Below are 16840 nucleotides of genomic sequence, written 5' to 3'. Positions count from 1 at the left end.
GGAGCTCTACCGTGCGGCGCAAATCCTGACAGTTGCGCAGCTTCATTCCACCTGACCACAATGGTTCGCCCCTCCGGGGCAAAGGAGACAGACATGGCGATGAAGAAGATCCAGGCCGGCATCGCGTTCGCGGTGCTGGCGTGCGTGGGCTCGCCCGCCCCCGCGCAACCGCTGCCCGCCGGCACGCCGGCCGTCCCGGCGTCCGGCACCCCGCCCGGCGCCACCGCGAGCACCGAGGAACCCGGCTGGGCCAAGGGCCGGCCGAAGAGCGACGAGGCGCAGAAGATGGCGCCCGTCCCCGCGTTCCCGATTCCCACCGCGCCCGACAAGCTGCCCACCAGCAAGTTCAAGCTGCCACCGGGCTTCAAGGCCGAGACCTGGGCCTCGGGCGTGCTCGACGCGCGCGAGCTGCGCCAGGGCGCCAAGGGCAACATCTTCGTCAGCTCGCTGTTCGTGGCGAACAAGGTCTATGCAATTGCCGAGCAGGGTGAGCGCAAGCCCAAGGTGATCATCGACAACATGCCGCTGGCCACGGGCATCGCGTTCCACAAGGGCAGCCTGTACGTGGGCACCAACACCAAGCTCATGCGCTACGACAACGTCGAGGACAACCTGGACAAGCTGGGCGAGCCCAAGGTGCTGTACGACAAGCTGCCCGGCGGCACCGACCACAGCTGGAAGTACTTCCGCATCAAGGACGACAAGCTGTACTTCAACATCGGCGCGCCATGCAACATCTGCGACCCGGGCGAGTACGCGAAGATCTACCGCATGAACCTCGATGGCAGCAACGTCGAGACCATCGCCTCCGGCGTGCGCAACACGGTGGGCTTCGACTTCGACCCGAAGACGGGCGACCTCTGGTTCACCGACAACGGGCGCGACTGGTTGAGCGAGGAGCTGCCGAACGACGAACTCAATCGCGTGCCCAAGGCCCAGTTCGGGAAGCTCCACTTCGGCTACCCGTTCTGCCACCAGGGCAGCATCCCCGACCCCGAGTTCGGCTGGGGCAAGTCGTGCGCCGATTACGCCAAGCCCGCCGCGCTGCTGGGCCCGCATGCCGGCTCGCTGGGCCTGACCTTCTACCAGGGCAAGATGTTCCCGGCGAAGTACCGCGGCGCGATGTTCATCGCGCGCCACGGCCCGTGGAACCGCACCAAGAAGTACGCCGACATCCAGGTCGCCATCCCCGACGGCAAGGGCGGTGCGAAGCTGGAGACGTTCATGACGGGCTTCGTCGAGAACAACAGCTACCTCGGGCGGCCGGTCGACTTCCTGGTGATGAAGGACGGCTCGCTGCTGGTCAGCGACGACCACGCCGGCGCCATCTACCGCATCAGCTACACCGGAAAGTGACGATGCGCATCTGGGCCGCGGCCATTGCGGCTTGCCTCGCGGCGCTGGCGGTGGCGTCTCTGCCGCCATCGGCCGGTGCGCAGTCGAAGCCCGCCGCGAAGAAGGCCAGCGCGCCGGCGGCGAAGGCCGCGCCGGCGAAGGTGGACTACGCGCAGCGCTTCGCGGCGCAGTGCGCGGCCTGCCACGGCGCCAACGGGCGCAGCGACATGGCCGGCGTGCCGGTGCTCGCCGGCCAGCCGTCGCTGTACGCGATCACGCAGCTGTTCCTGTTTCGCGAAGGCCGGCGCAACAACGAAGCGATGACGGCCGTCGGCAAGACGCTCACCGACGACGACATGCGTGGCTTCGCCGACCACATCGGCACTCTGCCTCCGGTGCCTCCGCCGCCGGCGGCCGACGTCGATGCGGCCCGCATGGCCAAGGGCAAGGCGCTGGCCGAGCAGCACAAGTGCGTCTTCTGCCACGGCGCCGCGCTCGACGGCGGCCAGCAGGTGCCGCGCATCGGCGGCCAGAAGGAGGACTACCTGCGCGCCAGCCTGCGCGGCTTCAAGGACGGCACCCGGCCCGCGTACACGCAGGCGATGGTTTCCGCGGTGAGCCAGGTGCCGGTGGAGGACCTGGACACGCTGGCGTACTACGCGTCGCGGTTCACACCCGCTGCGCCAGCCAAGTGACCAAGCTGACCTGCCTCGTCGTCCCCGCGGAGGCGGGGACCCATCGCTTCCATGATGCGCTGTGATGAAGGCGGAAGCGGTGGATTCCCGCCTTCGCGGGAATGACGGCTACGCCTGCTGTGAACCCGCCGGATCCATCCACACCGTCGCCCACAGGTGGCCGTCCGGGTCGGCCAGGTCGCGCGAATACATGAAGCCGTGGTCCTCGGCCGGGTTGGCATCGGCGCGCCCGCCATGCGCCGCGGCGGCGGCCTGCATCGCATCGACCGCCTCGCGGCTGTCGATCGCCAGCGACAGCATGTGCCCCGCCGTGCCCGCCGGCGGCAGCGGCTTGTCGGTGAACGTGCGCCAGCGCGGCAGCGAGACCAGCATCACCTGGATCGCCTCGCTCCAGCTCATCGCGGCGCCGGTGCCGTCGCTGAGCTTGGGATTCGGCTCGAACCCCAGCGCCTTGTAGAAGGCGACGGACGCCTGCAGGTCGCGCACCGGCAGGCTGATGAAGATCGTCTTGGTCATGGGCTCATCCTCGGGTTGGGTCGGGGCCGCGGCTGCGGTCCTGTCCCTATGACGAATGAGTGGGGGCGAAATCGACAAGGCGGAGAAGACGGAAGCGATGGAGTCCCGCTCCCGCCTTCGCGGGGGCAGAGCCTGGTCTCGCGGGAATGACGAAGGCCCCGTCGTCCCCGCGGAGGCGGGGACCCATCGCTTTCACGAAGCTACGCCTTCACCCAAACACCCGCTTCGAGCAGCGAGTGCTCCTCGCAATCGTCATCGTCCGCGTGCCGGTCGATCACGAGGAAATCGCCGCCGTCATCGAGCGCGATCAGGGGGTGGTGCCAGGTGCCGGCGGCGTAGTTCACGCCCTGCCCTTCACTCGCCATGAAGCAGCGCAACTGCTCCCGCGTGGGCGCGGGCCCGGGAGGCGCGATGACCACCAGGAACCGCTGCGGCGGATATGGGATGAACGCTTGGCTGCCGCGCAGGTGCCGTTCGACCAGCCGCAGCTGGAACGGCATCGGCCTCGGCTTGGCGCGAAACAGGCTCAGCATCGCCTGTCCGCCGTCGCGGCCCACATCGAGGCGAGCCAGCGCGTCGAAACGCTGCGCGAATCCTTCGTTGATCGTGCGGGGCGCGGCGCCGCGGCCGGCTTCGATGACGTCGCCGAAGGGCGCGAACGCTCGCGCCTCCAGCGGTTCCACCGTGAGCCAGTGCTGACCCACCGTCAGTTCTCGGTGCCCGCCGGCGCTTGCGACAGGCGCTCGCCCAGCCACTGCGCCGCGAGCCGCAGCCGCGCGAGGTCGTTCGGAGTGGCGCTGGACTGCACTTCTTCGCTGAACGCGCACAGCATCCCGTAGACCGCGCCATTGGCCAGCGTGATCGGCGTGCTGATGTGCGTGCCGATCTGGATGTCGACCTGCGGCACGGCGCCGGACTCGATCCACTCGCGCGCGTCGAGCACGAACTCGGGCATGCGGCCGGTGGCGACGCTGTAGCACCAGGTCTCTTCCAGCGGCGCCTCGTCGCCGTTGCGGAGCACCGTGTGGCCGGGCGCTTCCTCGACCAGCTCGATGATGCGGTGGCCGCCGTCGAAGCGCGACACGAAGATCACATCCTGGCCGATGCGGTCGCGCAGCAAGCCCAGCGCCTTGATCGCGTCCGGATCCTTCAGCGGATCACCCGGTGCGCCGAGCAGCTGCGCCACTTGCCGATCCAGTTCGTCGGGGGCGGTGGTGGGGGTGTCGGGGCGGGACATGGCGAACCATCTTAGCGAGGGAGGCTGTTGAGGTGGGGCGGTTCCCGTCATTCCCGCGGAGGCCGGAATCCACCGCTTCCGCCTTCATCGAGGTCCGCAGATGGAAGCGATGGGTCCCCGGCTTCGCGGGGACGACGTCAAAAATCCAGCCCCAGCCACTCCTGCACCTGCCGGTGCAGATCCCCCTGGAACTCGGACGACGCACCTTCGGCGGTGATTCGCCCCAAGCTCAGCACGCACACGCGATCGGACATGCGCACCACGCGTCGCACGTTGTGGTCGATCAAGAGGATGCCCATGCCGGACGACGCGAACTTCTCGATCCAGGTGAACACTTCCTCCGAGATGCGCGGCGATAAACCGATGCTGGGTTCGTCGACCAGGCACAGCTTGGGCTGCTGCAGCCAGGCCTTGCCGAACTCCAGCTGCTTCTGCTGGCCGCCCGACAAACTGCCGGCCGCCTGCGAGCGCTTCTCGTGCAGCGCCGGGAACTGCGCGTACACGTCGTCCAGGCGCTGCTTCAGCACGCTGCCGAACTTCGCGCGGCGGCCCAGCAGGGGCAGCGTGAGGTTGTCCTCGACGGACAGATACGGGAACAGGCTCGACTCCTGCGGGATGCAGCAGATGCCCAGGTCGATCAGCTTGTGCGGCGCGACGCCGGAGACGTCGTTGCCTTCGAAGGTGACACTGCCGGACTTCGGCGCGAGGAAGCCGCAGATCGTCTTCACCAGGGTCGACTTGCCGGCGCCGTTCAGGCCGATCAGCCCGGTGACCTGCCCGGCGTCGACGCGCAGCGAAATCTCGCGCAGCACATCGATGTCCTGCGCGTAGCCGGCGGTGACGCCGCGCATCTCGAGCAAGGGCCCGCTCATGCGTGGTCCCCGTACGCGAGCGACTCGTCGCCCGCATGCGTCTCGCCCAGGTACGCCTCGATCACGTCGTGGTTGCTCAGCACGTCGCGCGTGGCGCCGGACGCGATGACCTTGCCGGCGTTCATGCACACGGCGCGGTCGCACAAATCGACCACCACCGGCATGTCGTGGCTCACCAGCAGGAACGTCGCACCCTGCTCATGGCGGGCGCGGATGAACTTGGCCATCACCTCGCGCATCACCGGGTGCACGGCCGCGAACGGCTCGTCCAGCATCGCGATGACCGGCGGCTCGATGAAGCACATGCCGAACTCGAGCAGCTTGCGCTGGCCGCCCGACAACTGGCCCGCGTCCAGGTGCTGCACCGGGCCGAGCGTGAGCTCCTCGATCAACGACTGCGCGCGCTTCATGGCTTCGGCTTCCGCGAGGCCGCGCGCCATGCCGGCGGTGAGCAGGTTGTCCAACGCGCTGGTGCGCGTGAACACGCGCGTCATCTGGAACATGCGCAGCACGCCCTGCTGCGCCAGCTTGTCCGGACGCATCGACGTGATGTCGCGGTCCTGCATCGTCACCTGGCCGGCGTCGGCGGGCAGGAAGCCCGAGAGCATGTTCAGGACCGTGGTCTTGCCGGAGCCGTTGGGGCCGATCAGGCCGAGGATCTCGCCCTGGCGCACCTCGAAGCTCACGTCGTTGACGGCGGCGACGCCGCCGAATGCCTTCGACAGATTGCGGATGGTGAGCAGGCTCATGCGCGCTTGCCCTTCAGCCGGTCCAGCATCAGGCCCCACAGCCCGCCCGGCACGTAGCGCGCGAACAGGATCACCAGCAGCGCGAACACGATCACCTGCCAGTTGCCGAAGCTGCGCAACCACTCGGAGCCCAGGTACACCAGCAGCGCGCCGACGATGGAGCCGGTGAGCGAGGCCATGCCGCCGATCACCACCATCGACAGCACCAGGCCGGTCTGCTGCAGCAACCCCAGTTCCGGGCTCACCAGCTGGCTGAAGGTGCCGTACAGCGACCCCGCCAACCCGCACAGCGCGCACGAGATGCAGAAGACGATCATCTTCACGCGCACGACGTTGATGCCGCGGCTTTCGGCGCCCACCGGGTCGTCACGCACCGCGGTCATGAAGCGGCCCAGCTTGCTGCGCAGCATCGCGTACAGCAGCACCAGCACCACCACCAGCGCGGCGAGGAAGATGTAGTAGTAGCCGAGGCGGCTGTCCGTCAGCGTCGCGACGTGCATGCCCTGGTCGCCACGCGTGAATTCGTGCGAGTTGCCGACGACCACGCGCGCGATCTCGGCGAAGGCCAGCGTCGTCAGCGACAGGTACGGGCCACTCAACCTGAGCACCAGCTTGCCCAGGACCAGGCCGAACAACGCGGTGGAAATGATCGCGGCCGGGATGCCGATGAACAGCGGCACCTTCAGGTAGAAGTCCAGCAGCGCCGTCGTGTAGCCGCCCAGCATCGCGAATGCGGCGGGCGCCAGCGAGAACTGGCCGGTGTAGCCGGCGAGCGCATTCCACGCCAGCGACAGGATCGCGAAATAAACACTCACCAGGATGATGCCCTGCGCGTACGGCCCCTGCACCACCAGCGGCAGCACGGCGAGCACCACGCACACGAGCACGGCGATGCGCATGTCGAACGCGAGCCGGTCGCGCCACAGCGGTCCGGGACCGATCACAGCTCGCGCCCTTTCTCGCCGAACAGGCCTTGCGGGCGCAGCAGCAGCACCAGCACGAGGATGGCGAGGCCGAACGCATCACGGTAGTCGTACGAGCCGTAGACCGAGAAGAACGCCTCGCTGACGCCCAGGATCATCGCGGCCAGCATCGCGCCCCACACCGAGCCCATGCCGCCGAGCACCACGATCACGTACGACTTGATCGCCGGGAACGCGCCGACGTCGGGCGACGGGTTGACCATCGGCGCCAGCAGCGCGCCCGACAGCGCGGCCAGCATGCCGGAGATGGCGAAGATCAGCGCCGTCGTGCGCGTGGCGTCGATGCCCGCGAGCGACGCGCCCAGGCGGTTCTGCGCCACCGCCTGGATCTGCTTGCCCCAGACCGACCGCTTCAGGAACACGGCCAGCCCGCCCATGATCAACAGCGCGACGACTGCGGCGATTGCCTTCTGGCCCGTGAGCATCACGGGACCGAGCGCGAAGCGGCTGGTCTCGATGAGCGAGGGCCCCTTGTACGAGTACGGCCCGACGATCTTGTCGACCAGGTTGATCAGCAGCAGCGACAGCCCGAAGGTGACGACGACCGCGTACTCGTCCTTCATGAAGCCCCAGCTGGCATAGCCCCGGTACAGCGGGCGCATCAGCAGGCGTTCGACGATCCAGCCGAGCGCGGCGCCGGCCAGCGCCGCGCAGGGCAGCGCGATCCAAGGGGAGACTTCGAACTTCAGGGCGACCAGCACGTACGTGTACGCGCCGACCATGAAGAACTCGCCGTGGGCGAAGTTCACGATCTTCAGCACGCCGAAGATCATGGCCAGGCCCACGGCCATCAGCGCATAGAAGCAGCCGTAGATCAGCCCGTTGGCGAGCAGGTCGAGCGAGAGAAGCAGCAAACTACGCGGCGATCACTTGGGACGGACGATCTTGCTCGTGTCGAACTTCTGGCCGGGCGCCTGCAGCATCACGGTCTGGCCGACCGGCTGCTTGATCTCCGTGACCTCGTAGTTGACGTACGGGATGTCCAGCCACTGCTGGTAGCCGAAGCCTTCCTTGGTCGAGAAGTTGCTCACGCCGCGCAGGCTGTCGAACTTCATCGTGCGCATCGCCTGCGCCAGCTTGTCCGGCTCGGTGCTCTTGGCGCTCTTGATGCCTTCGAGCACCAGGTGCAGCGAGTCGGCGGCCTGCAGCACCAGGCGGTTGATGTCGGCGCCGGTGCGCTTCTTGTATTCGGCCGCGATGTCCTTGGCCAGCTGCGTCTGCGGCATGGCGGGGTGGTACAGCGCGAAGGACAGCAGGTGCTTGCCGCCTTCCTTCACGTTCTGCCAGAAGTCCGGGTAGTCGACCAGGCCGCCACCGTCGTACAGCAGCGTCTTGGCCGAGGGTGCGACGCCCTGCTCGTACGCCTGGTTCATCACGATGTAGGCTGCGGGCGGCAGCATCGACATGACGATGACGTCGGGCGGGTTGGCGCGCAGCGGGAGCATCACCGCGGTGAAGTCCTTGCTGGAGCGGTCCAGCGTCTCGTACTTGTAGTCGATGTTGGGCGCCTTCTGCTTGAGCAGCTCGCCCGTGAGCTTGGCCTGGCCGATGCCGTAGTCGGTGTTCTCGGCGAAGGCGACGACCTTCTTCACGCCCATCGCGGCCAGCGTGGTCGCCATCGACGACGACACCAGCGTGTTGTACGGCGAGGTGTTGAACACCTCGGGGTAGCCGCGCTTGCGCACGTCGTCGGACCAGCAGTTGGTGTTGACGTACGGCACCTTGTAGCGGTGCGCGACCTCGATCTCGGCCAGGCACACCGAGCTCTGGTGGCCGCCGGCGAGCGCGACGACCTTGTCGTTGGTGATCAGCTTCTCGGTGGCCGCGCGGCCCTTCTCCGGGATGCCCTGGTTGTCCTCGTACAGGACCTTGACCTGCCGCCCGAGGATGCCGCCCTTGGCGTTGACCATGTCCTTGAGGATTTCCATCCCGTCCTTGACCTGCGTGCCCTGCACGACGGACCCGGGCGGCGATTGCGTGATGCTCGCGCCGATGAGGATGGGGGGATCGGCGGCTAAGGCCGGGAACGTCGCCAGTGCGGTGCCGATGGCGATGAGCGTGCGCAGGGTCCGGATGTCCATGGTGGTCAGTCCTCGTTGGTCACCGGGCGAATTTAGCGGGCTGGTGCCAAGGCGTGTAGCCATTGGCGGTCGGTGAAAACCCGTTGGCGGAAAGCAATCGGAATGCTTTTAGCTTGCTAACACCCCGTATGGCGCATTGCTGTGCTGCGGAGAATTCCCGTGCGGCGCTGCGCGCCTTTGTGTGGACTGCGGGTCAAGCCCGCAATGACAAGCCCACTTCGTCGCCCCCGCGAAGGCGGGGACCATTTCACTCGGCAGTGAAGGAAGACGGAAGCGATGGATTCCCGCCTTCGCGGGAATGACGGGACGGTGCGGACGACGGGCCCTCCTCCGTGGTCCCCGCGAAGGCGGGGACCCACCGCTTTCACTCGGCTGTGGAGAAAGAGGGAGGCGGTGGATTCCCGCCTTCGCGGGAATGACGGGACGGTGCGGATGACGGGCCCTCCTCCGTCGTCCCGCGGAGGCGGGGACCCATCGCTTTCACTCGGCTGTGGAGGAAGAGGGAAGCGGTGGATTCCCGCCTTCGCGGGAATGACGGGAGGGCGCGCGGGAATGACGGGATTAGCGCTTGAACCCCGCCACGCCCGAGACCCCGTTGCCCACGCCATTGGCGCCGGCGCTCGGGCCGAAGCCGGCCGTGAACGCGACGCCCGCGCCTTCGGCATTCGGGCCGGCGAAGAAGCCGCCGTACGAGCCGTTCGGCGTGCCGACGCCCAGGTTGCACGGCCCCGAGCACGTCACCGAGTTGAAGCCGGCGGAGAAGCGGTTCGAGGTCGGGCTGAAGCCGGTGGAGCCACTCATCTGGTACACGTTGGTACCGCTCGGGCTGGGCGACGCCGAGACGTTCATGTTCAGCGACAGCGTGCGGTTGACCATGTCGGCCTGCAGCGTGGCGCTGTTGAGGACGGCATTAGGCGTCAGCACGGACCCGGCCAGGTTGAAGTTCAACACGCCGAGCGACGCCGGCAGGAACGGCGACGCATCGCCGGTGATCCACGGCTGCTGCGAGTTGTTGCCCGGCTGGAACGTGTTGTATTGCGAGTCGGTGAAGGTCGCCTTGGTTGCCGCCGTCGTGCCGTTGGTCCAACGTCCCCACACCAGGTTGCCGGCTTCCGGTGCCGAGCCGACGATGGTGTTGGTGGCACCGCCGGCCGAGCCCCGCACCGCACCCAGCTCGAGGCCGAATTCGGTGAGACGCCCGGACGCATCGGCCTTGGCGCCCCAGTAGGAGGACGACCGCGCACTGGCGCCGCCGCCCAGCGTGGGCACGATGAGGGCGGCCGCCGTGTTGTTCGGCGGGTCCTGCTGCGTGAGCGGCGCCGTGAAGCTGCCGCTGCCGCCGTCGGGCGTCGCCAGGCTGACGGAGAGCGTGGCCTGCGACCCCGAGATGGTGCCGGACAACGACAGCTGGTTGACGAAGCCCGGCGTGCCCGACGGGCTGCAGTCGTTGCACGCGAACGAGCCGGCGTTCTGCGGGAAGTCGGACAGGTTGTAGGTGCCGCTGAAGGTGACCTGGTTGCCGACGATCGAAACCGGCGCGCCGCTCAGCTGGATGGGGATGGCGACGTTGAAGACGCCGCCGTCCGACAGCTTGAAGACGGCCTGCGCCGTCGCGCGCTTGACGGTGTAGTTGACGCCGATCGTCAGGTCGCCTTCGATGACCGTCGGGCACGGACCCGGCGAGCAGGACACCTGGAAGTTCATCGGGCCCGCAAGGCGGTAGTACGCCGTGCCGGCCGTCGGCGCCAGCAGCGTGTCGACGACGGGCGTGCTCGTGACCTGGAAGGCCGGCGCAGCGGACGTGGCGAAGGTGGTCACCGGTGCGCTGGCGACGACGATGGCGGCGCTGTCGCCGGTGGCGGCGCTCGCAGCGCTCGCGGTGGTGCCGGTTGCCGTGCTCGCGCTGCCGGTGCTGCTGTCACCCGAGCCCGCCGCGACGGCCGTCGACAGCGCGGCCCCCGTGTCGCTGCCGGCACTGGCCGTGCGCGTCGTGGTCGACGGCCTGGCGCTGGCCTGCTGGCGCAGTTGCGGGAAGGTGGTGGTGCGCACCGGCGGCAAGGCGGCATCGCGCGCGTACGCGGACTGGCCGGCGACCAGGGGCAGTTCGCCCGCTTGCGTGGTGAGCACGCCCGCGCCTTCGCTGAACGCGACGCTGGTGCCGGGCAGGAACTCGCCCTGCAGCGTGGTGCAGTCCTGGCAGACCGTGAAGCCGGTGCCGCGGATGCCGATGGTGGCCGTCGCGGTGGTGAGCTTGTAGCCGCTGTTGTTGATCTTGCCGATCTGGCCCGTGACCGTGCGCAAGCCGCCCTTGAGCAGCGACATCGCCACGCGCTGCGCGGTGGCGGCCACCCCGTCGTACGCGTACTCGGCCACCTGGAACCGCGAGTCCGGCCCGAGGGCGACGATGGAGTCGTCGGTGAAGCGCAACTGCGCGGTGCCGCCGGTGCCCACGTTCAGCACGTCGCCGGACTGGATGGGATCGCCGACGTTGGCCGGCACGGTGACGAGGTTGCGTTCGATGGTGACCGCGCCGTTGGCGGCGATGACGCGCCCGGCGGCTTCCTGGGCCGAAGCCAGCCCGGGCACGAAGGTGGCGAGCGCCAGGAGCAGCGTGATGAGGGACCGCATGGGGAACTCCTACTTGAACTCGTAGCGCGCCTTGAGCGCGAACACGTTGCGCGGGAACGCGTAGACGTCGGCGTTGGACCGGTTCCTGGACAGCTGCGCCTCGGCGCGGAACGACAGGTGGCGCGACCACAGGTACGTGAGGCCCAGGTCGATGGCGTGGAAGCGGTCGCGGCGGCTGTCGGGCGAGGTGAAGAAGTCCTCGCCGTGGTACTTGCTCTGCTGGTACGAGTAGCCCACCAGCACGCCCCACTTGGGCAGCGGCGACAGGTTGAGCGACGCGCTGGCGCCCAGCGTGCGCGGCACCAGTTCATCGTGGCCGGTGCGCGAGCGCTGGTCGCCCATGTTCAGGGCCAGCGTGAGCAGCGGGCTCCATGCCGTGGCCCACGTGCGCTTGTAGACGGCGCTGATGCCGGTGAAGTCGGCGTCGCGCGCGCTGTTGTCCACCAGCGTGCTGATGCCGTCGGCGATGCTTTCCGTGGTGCCGTAGTTGAAGCGCGCGTACTGCCCGCCGAGGGTCAGCGACTGCGTGTCGTCGATGCGCTGCTGCCATTCGACCGACACGCTGTTGGCGCGCCGGAAGTTGCGCGAGCCGACGGTGACCAGCCCGTAGCCCAGGCCGGCGCGCAGCACGCCCTGGTCGTGCAGCAGGGACACGCCACCGGCGATGTTGTAGTTGCCGACTTCGAACTGGTGGGTGTCGCCGTCGTTGTGGAACCGGCGCTCGCCCTGGCCCTGCACGAACAGCAGCACGCCGGGGGCGATCGGGTGGTTGTAGGCGACGCCGGCAGCGGCCGACGCGAAGCCGGACGCGGTCCTCATGCTGCTTTCGGCCAGGGGCTGCACGCCGAAGCCGGGGATGAAGACGTTGGCCTGCGCGGGACCGGCATTGACGTTGCTGTCACGCCCGACGCCCAGTTCGACGAACGCGCTGGTGGTGGGCGTGTTGCGCGACGCGCGGGTGCGGATGGCGTCCAGGTAGCGGTCGACGGCGACGGCCACCTCGGGCGGCGGCGAGCTCTTGGCGATGTCGTCGAACTCGGTGCGCGCTCGGGCGTCCTCCCCCAGCAGGAAGTAGCCTCGCGCGAGCAGCAGGCGCGCCGTGCCGTCGTTGGGGGCGGCGAGCAGGTAGCGCTCGAGGGCCAGCACGCCTTCGGCGACGTGCCCGGCCTGGATGGCCGCGGCGCCGAAGAACAGGTCGAAGCCGGGCTGGCCCAGCAACTCCGGATGCTTCTTGCCCAGCGCGTAGGCCTCGGCGGCCTTCCCCGCTTCGGTGAGCGACTTGACGTCGTCCGCAGATGCCGCTTGCGTGGCAAGCGGCAGGCAAAGCACCGACACGGAAGCAATGCGCTTCCACCAGCATGTAATCACCATGACCCCTCCGTCCTCTCGGCATGGTGGCATGCACACGCGAGGCGGGTCAATTCATCCGGAAGGCGGATTGGCTGAAAGATGCATCCACCCCCGCGAATGAGGGGGCTGCCCCGTCGTCCCCGCGAAGGCGGGGACCCACCGCTTTCCGGTGGTTCCTCGCGGCAGACCGATAGATCAATTGCCGACGGAATGGCTCCCCCATAATTCACTATCTATCCGGAGGGCCTCATGACCACTTACCGCGAATTGCAAGAACAAGCCGAAAAGCTTTTGGCCGACGCGCAGCAGCGCGCCCAGCAACTCCTGGGCGAAGCCGAATCGATCCGCGTCAAGGAACGCCAGGACAACCTGGAGCTGGCGCGCTCGCTGATCAAGGAATACGGCTACACGGCCAAGGAATTGGGCATGGGCGGCAGCGGCGGCGGCGGCGGCGTGTCATCCGCCAAAGGCCGCCAGAGCCGCAGCAAGGCCGCGCAAGCGCAGAAAGTCGTGAAGTACCGCGGCCCGAATGGCGAGACCTGGGGCGGCGGGCGTGGGCGCAAGCCGGGTTGGGTGCAGGCCCTGCTGGCGCAGGGGAAGGATCTGGAGCAGTACCGGGTCTAACCCCAGCCTTGTCTTTCCGGCGAAAGCCGGAATCCATGCTCGATCACCCATGGATTTCGGGTCAAGCCCGCAATGACAACGCCGCCCCCGACTTGTCATTCCGGCGAAGGCCGGAATCCATGCTCAGTTAGCGCGCTGCTCTTGCTCGATGTCCACCGCGGTCGACTTGCGCGACCCAGTCAACTTGCCCATCGCCACGTAGTACAGGAACGCGGTGTTCGTCACCAGATAGCGCTTCCAAAGGCGCTTCGGGTCGGTGACCAGGCGATGTAGCCACTCGAGCCCGCTACGTTGCATCCACTCCGGCGCACGGCTGATCACGCCGGCATGGAAAGCAAATGCGGCACCGACGCCGAGCATCACCGCCTTGATGCGGCCCTGGTGCTCGATGATGAAGCGCTCCTGCTTCGGGCAGCCCAGCGCGACCCACACCGTCCCGGCGCCCGACTTGTTGATCATGTCGACGATCCCGGCATCTTCTTCCGCGGTGAGTTCGCGAAACGGCGGCGAGTAGGTGTGCACGGTGAGGTCGGGGTGCTCCGCCTTCAGCTTCGCGGTCAGCTTGTCCAGCGTTTCCGGCGTGCTGCCATAGAGAAACACCGACTCGCGGCGTCCGTTCGCAAGCCGCAGGTAGCTCTCCATCACGTCCGGTCCGCTGACGCGCGTCTGGTTCGGATACCCAGCTTGCCGAACGAGGCGCGCCACGGGTGAACCATCCGGCAGGCACAGATCTGCCTTGCGCAAGCACGTAGCGAACTCAGGCTCCATGCGGGCCGTCGTGACGACGTGAACGTTGCAGAAGAAGACCGAGCGCGACTCACGCCCTTCAGCCCAAGCCGAGATCTGTTCCAGCGCGGCGTCGAACGAACCGACAGCGATGGGTGTGTCCAGGACTGCTACACGGGCGCTGTTTGCGAGCATTCTCAATCAACTTTCTTGTCTGAACTTGCCGGACTGCTTCGCGGCCAGTCCATGAACTGCGGTTCGTGCCCGCGCCTGCGCAGCCACTCCGCCATTGCGTATCCCGTGCCTGCAGGCCAGCACCGCACATCGGCCGGCTCGTACAACCGGTACTCCGCCAATTCGGGAGACAAGCGAACGTCGCCCGTCGCTTTCACGCCGTACGCGATGATCACTTGGTTCATGCGCTGGAAGTCCCAGACACCGAGCAGCGATGTCTCGAGCACGTCGAGGTTCGTCTCTTCCTTGACCTCGCGCACGGCGCCCTGCTCGGGAGCCTCACCAGCTTCCATGAAGCCGGTGATCAACGCGAACATCTTCCCTTGCCAGGCGGCATTACGCGCGAGCAGGACCTTGCCCTGGTACTCGACCACTGCCGCCAGGACAGGCGTCGGATTGTTCCAGTGGGTCCAGCCGCAGGCAGGGCAGCGAAGGCGTTCCTTGGGACCACCGTCCTCGGCCTGCGTGATCGCCTGCAGCGCCGTCGCGCAGCTGGGGCAAAACTTGTACGACTGCTGCACGGCTGCTCCCGACTGTTGGAGTCAGTTGGTCGAACCGTACTTGTAGTTGTAATTGGCGTAGTTGTACGTGCCGTACTTGTAGCCGTACTTGCCGTAGTGGCGCTGCGAGAGATCCAGCGCGTTGAACAGCACGCCAGTGGGCGCCTTGCCAGCATGGAGCAGCCGCCGTGCGCTCTCGTGCAGATCGCCGACATACGTTTGACCCGCGCGGGCGACCAGGAACAGCGCGCCGGCCATGTTGGCGATCGAGAGCGTGTCCGCGGCGACCAGAACGGGAGCGCTGTCGATGATGACCAAGTCGTAATCAGCCGAGAGGGATTCGATCAGCGAGCCGAACGCGGAGCTCACGAGCAATTCCGCTGGGTTGGGGGGCAGCGTGCCCGTCGGGATGACGTCCAGGTTTGGCAGGACAGCGCGGCGGATTGCCTGTTCCTTCGTCACACCGCCCGTGATCAGCTCGGACAGCCCGCCTTCGCGCGCGATGCCGAAGTACTGGTTCAAGTGACCCTTGCGAATGTCGGCGTCGATCAGCAGGACGCGCTTCCCAGCGCTGGCCATGACCGCTGCGAAGTTGGCGGAGACGAAGCTCTTGCCCACGCCGGGCGTACCACCCGTAATGAGCACGCGATTGTTGGTGGACTCCAGCATCGCGAACTGAAGCGCAGTCCGAAGGCTGCGAAGCGCTTCGATTGCGACGTCGCGCGGTGCCGTCTCGGCAAGAATGTGGCGCCCGGGAGCTTTCTGGGCCACGAGCGCGGCCATGCTTTCCTGCGCAGAGCTCAACGGAATCGTGCTGTACACACTCAGCCCAGTTTGGGCCTCGATCTCCTGCGGACTCCGCACGCCCCGGAAGAAAGCTGCCCTGGCGAGCGCAATCAGAATGCCGCCCAAAACGCCGATGGCGAGAGCCATCGCCACCACGACAGACTTTTTGGGGCGGACCGGAACCTCCGCAACGACCGCCGCATCGATCAGGCGCACGTTGCCGACCTTCCCTTCACGCACCAGCTGAAGCTGCAGGGCGCTATTACGCAACTGCTGATAGAGCTCGTTGTTGACCTTCACGTCGCGCTCAAGGCGGAAAGCGTCTTGCTGCACGAGCGGAAGGTTCTTCACGCGAGAATTCAGGGCAGCGATTTGTGCGTTGAAACCGCCGATCTGCGCGTCCAACGTCTTAACAGTCGGATGCTCAGGCGTGAAGCGAGAAATCAGCTCGCGACGCTTCTGCTGCGCCTCCAGCAGCTTGCTTTGCAGATCGACGGTCTGGCCCAGCGCAAGCTTCGCTTCTTCGTCCAGCGCCACCGTGCCCTGCTTGTTGCGGTACTTGTTGTACGTCTCCTCCGCCTGCTCCAATTGCTTCTTGAACTGGGGAAGCTGGATGTCGAGGAATGCGAGCGTCTTCTCCGCCTCAGCGGACTTGCGGTCCACGTTTTGTCGAACGTACTCCTCGCCAATGGTGTTCAAGACCAAGGCGAGTCGCGCCTGGTTGTTGTCCTGCAGGGAAACGTCTATCACACCCGACTGGCGGCCTTTTTCCGAGAGCTTGAGCCTGTCCTGCAAGCGCTCCACGGTTTCTTGTCTCGATGAACGTTGAAGCTCGAAGACAGCGCCCGGTTTCCCCTCGAGTTCCGCCACGGTCAAGGCGAAAGGTGCGCCAAAGACCTGCGCCTTGAGGGATTCACCAACGACACCCTGCAGAGGCTTCGCGAGATCCTCATTCCGCAGTTCGTACTTGCCGCCACCCAGAACAATCAGGGTGAAGGGAGTGTCTTCCAGCGATGGGGTCACTTCGAATTCACTGACCTGGATCCGTTCCGTTCCGGTCGTCCAACCGAACATCATCGGATTCGACAACTCAGTCGCCCGACGCGACAGCCAGTTGCCGACCACCGGCAATCGCTTAGGCCGCGCCGAGATATGGATGAGCGTCTTGTCGACAGCGCGTCCGACGATCATCCGCGATCGGATGATCTCCATCTCCGCCGTTGCTGGCGTCTTGACGTCAAACAGGCTCGCCGCCTCACCCAGGACGCTCTTGGCGGATGTCTGCGAGTCCTCGACCTGGATCAGGAGGTTCGACTCGTAGACAGGCGTGGCCAAGTACGCATAAGCCAGACCTGCAGCAAGCGCGAGCGCCGAAATGGCGCCAACTAGCTTGCGACTGTCGACGATGATGTCCCAGTACTCGAGCAGATTGACTTCATCGCCGTCATCGGCGGTCTGCTGCGGCGCGGGCTGCTGCATCACCAGGTTGGGCTGGAATTGGAGTGGCGCATTCATGGCTGCCTC

The 16840-nt window shown here is 66.9% G+C and carries 16 protein-coding genes; 3 read left to right on the top strand and 13 right to left on the bottom strand.

The window, feature by feature from the left end:
* The first annotated feature begins 93 nt into the window (after window positions 1–93).
* Window positions 94–1356 (top strand): PQQ-dependent sugar dehydrogenase, encoded by a 1263-nt coding sequence (locus I8E28_RS05290; RefSeq protein ID WP_239027184.1) that lies wholly within the window; start codon window positions 94–96, stop codon window positions 1354–1356.
* 2 nt (window positions 1357–1358) lie between these two features.
* Window positions 1359–2030, top strand: coding sequence for a c-type cytochrome (locus tag I8E28_RS05285; RefSeq protein WP_200786958.1), 672 nt, complete (start codon window positions 1359–1361; stop codon window positions 2028–2030).
* Between the two features lie 108 nt (window positions 2031–2138).
* On the opposite strand, the gene I8E28_RS05280 is transcribed toward I8E28_RS05285, so the two are convergent.
* The 10 genes from I8E28_RS05280 to I8E28_RS05235 all read right to left on the bottom strand — a co-directional run bounded on the left by I8E28_RS05280 (window position 2139) and on the right by I8E28_RS05235 (window position 12467).
* Complete coding sequence (locus I8E28_RS05280; RefSeq protein WP_200786957.1) at window positions 2139–2546, bottom strand: VOC family protein; 408 nt, start codon at window positions 2544–2546, stop codon at window positions 2139–2141.
* A 200-nt stretch (window positions 2547–2746) separates the two neighbouring features.
* The gene (locus I8E28_RS05275; RefSeq protein ID WP_338050726.1) at window positions 2747–3250 is read right to left on the bottom strand and encodes an ureidoglycolate lyase; all 504 of its coding nucleotides are present in this window, start codon (window positions 3248–3250) and stop codon (window positions 2747–2749) included.
* 2 nt (window positions 3251–3252) lie between these two features.
* Window positions 3253–3783, bottom strand: coding sequence for a histidine kinase (locus I8E28_RS05270; protein WP_200786956.1), 531 nt, complete (start codon window positions 3781–3783; stop codon window positions 3253–3255).
* A gap of 137 nt (window positions 3784–3920) precedes the next feature.
* Entirely contained in the window at window positions 3921–4655 is a 735-nt protein-coding gene (locus I8E28_RS05265; protein WP_200786955.1) for an ABC transporter ATP-binding protein, read from the bottom strand.
* Window positions 4652–5404 (bottom strand): ABC transporter ATP-binding protein, encoded by a 753-nt coding sequence (locus tag I8E28_RS05260; protein ID WP_200786954.1) that lies wholly within the window; start codon window positions 5402–5404, stop codon window positions 4652–4654. Before I8E28_RS05260 ends, I8E28_RS05265 begins: the two co-directional genes overlap by 4 nt.
* On the bottom strand, window positions 5401–6348 hold the full coding sequence (locus tag I8E28_RS05255) for a branched-chain amino acid ABC transporter permease (protein WP_338050725.1): 948 nt from the start codon (window positions 6346–6348) through the stop codon (window positions 5401–5403). The genes I8E28_RS05260 and I8E28_RS05255 overlap by 4 nt, the downstream gene beginning before the upstream one ends.
* Entirely contained in the window at window positions 6345–7241 is an 897-nt protein-coding gene (locus I8E28_RS05250; protein ID WP_239027183.1) for a branched-chain amino acid ABC transporter permease, read from the bottom strand. Before I8E28_RS05250 ends, I8E28_RS05255 begins: the two co-directional genes overlap by 4 nt.
* 12 nt (window positions 7242–7253) lie before the next feature.
* Window positions 7254–8468, bottom strand: coding sequence for an ABC transporter substrate-binding protein (locus I8E28_RS05245; RefSeq protein WP_200786953.1), 1215 nt, complete (start codon window positions 8466–8468; stop codon window positions 7254–7256).
* Between the two features lie 561 nt (window positions 8469–9029).
* Entirely contained in the window at window positions 9030–11096 is a 2067-nt protein-coding gene (locus I8E28_RS05240) for a FecR family protein (protein WP_200786952.1), read from the bottom strand.
* Window positions 11097–11105: 9 nt separating this feature from the next.
* Window positions 11106–12467, bottom strand: coding sequence for a tetratricopeptide repeat protein (locus I8E28_RS05235; protein ID WP_200786951.1), 1362 nt, complete (start codon window positions 12465–12467; stop codon window positions 11106–11108).
* 228 nt (window positions 12468–12695) lie between these two features.
* On the opposite strand from I8E28_RS05235, the gene I8E28_RS05230 reads away from it, so the two are divergent.
* Window positions 12696–13070 carry an H-NS histone family protein gene (locus I8E28_RS05230; protein WP_200786950.1) on the top strand — a complete coding sequence of 125 codons (375 nt, stop codon included), beginning with the start codon at window positions 12696–12698 and terminating at the stop codon, window positions 13068–13070.
* 123 nt (window positions 13071–13193) lie between these two features.
* Here the strand turns inward: I8E28_RS05230 and I8E28_RS05225 are convergent, their stop codons facing one another.
* Genes I8E28_RS05225 through I8E28_RS05215 form a run of 3 tightly spaced genes read right to left on the bottom strand, consistent with a single transcriptional unit; the run spans window position 13194 to window position 16831 of the window.
* Window positions 13194–13991, bottom strand: a complete 798-nt coding sequence (locus tag I8E28_RS05225) for a WecB/TagA/CpsF family glycosyltransferase (protein ID WP_200786949.1) — start codon at window positions 13989–13991, stop codon at window positions 13194–13196.
* A gap of 2 nt (window positions 13992–13993) precedes the next feature.
* Entirely contained in the window at window positions 13994–14551 is a 558-nt protein-coding gene (locus I8E28_RS05220) for an NUDIX domain-containing protein (protein WP_200786948.1), read from the bottom strand.
* A gap of 21 nt (window positions 14552–14572) precedes the next feature.
* On the bottom strand, window positions 14573–16831 hold the full coding sequence (locus tag I8E28_RS05215; RefSeq protein ID WP_239027182.1) for a polysaccharide biosynthesis tyrosine autokinase: 2259 nt from the start codon (window positions 16829–16831) through the stop codon (window positions 14573–14575).
* Window positions 16832–16840: the final 9 nt, after the last annotated feature.

The organism is Ramlibacter algicola (genome assembly GCF_016641735.1).
Taxonomy (GTDB): domain Bacteria; phylum Pseudomonadota; class Gammaproteobacteria; order Burkholderiales; family Burkholderiaceae_C; genus Ramlibacter; species Ramlibacter algicola.
This window is presented reverse-complemented; position numbering and strand designations above follow the sequence as displayed.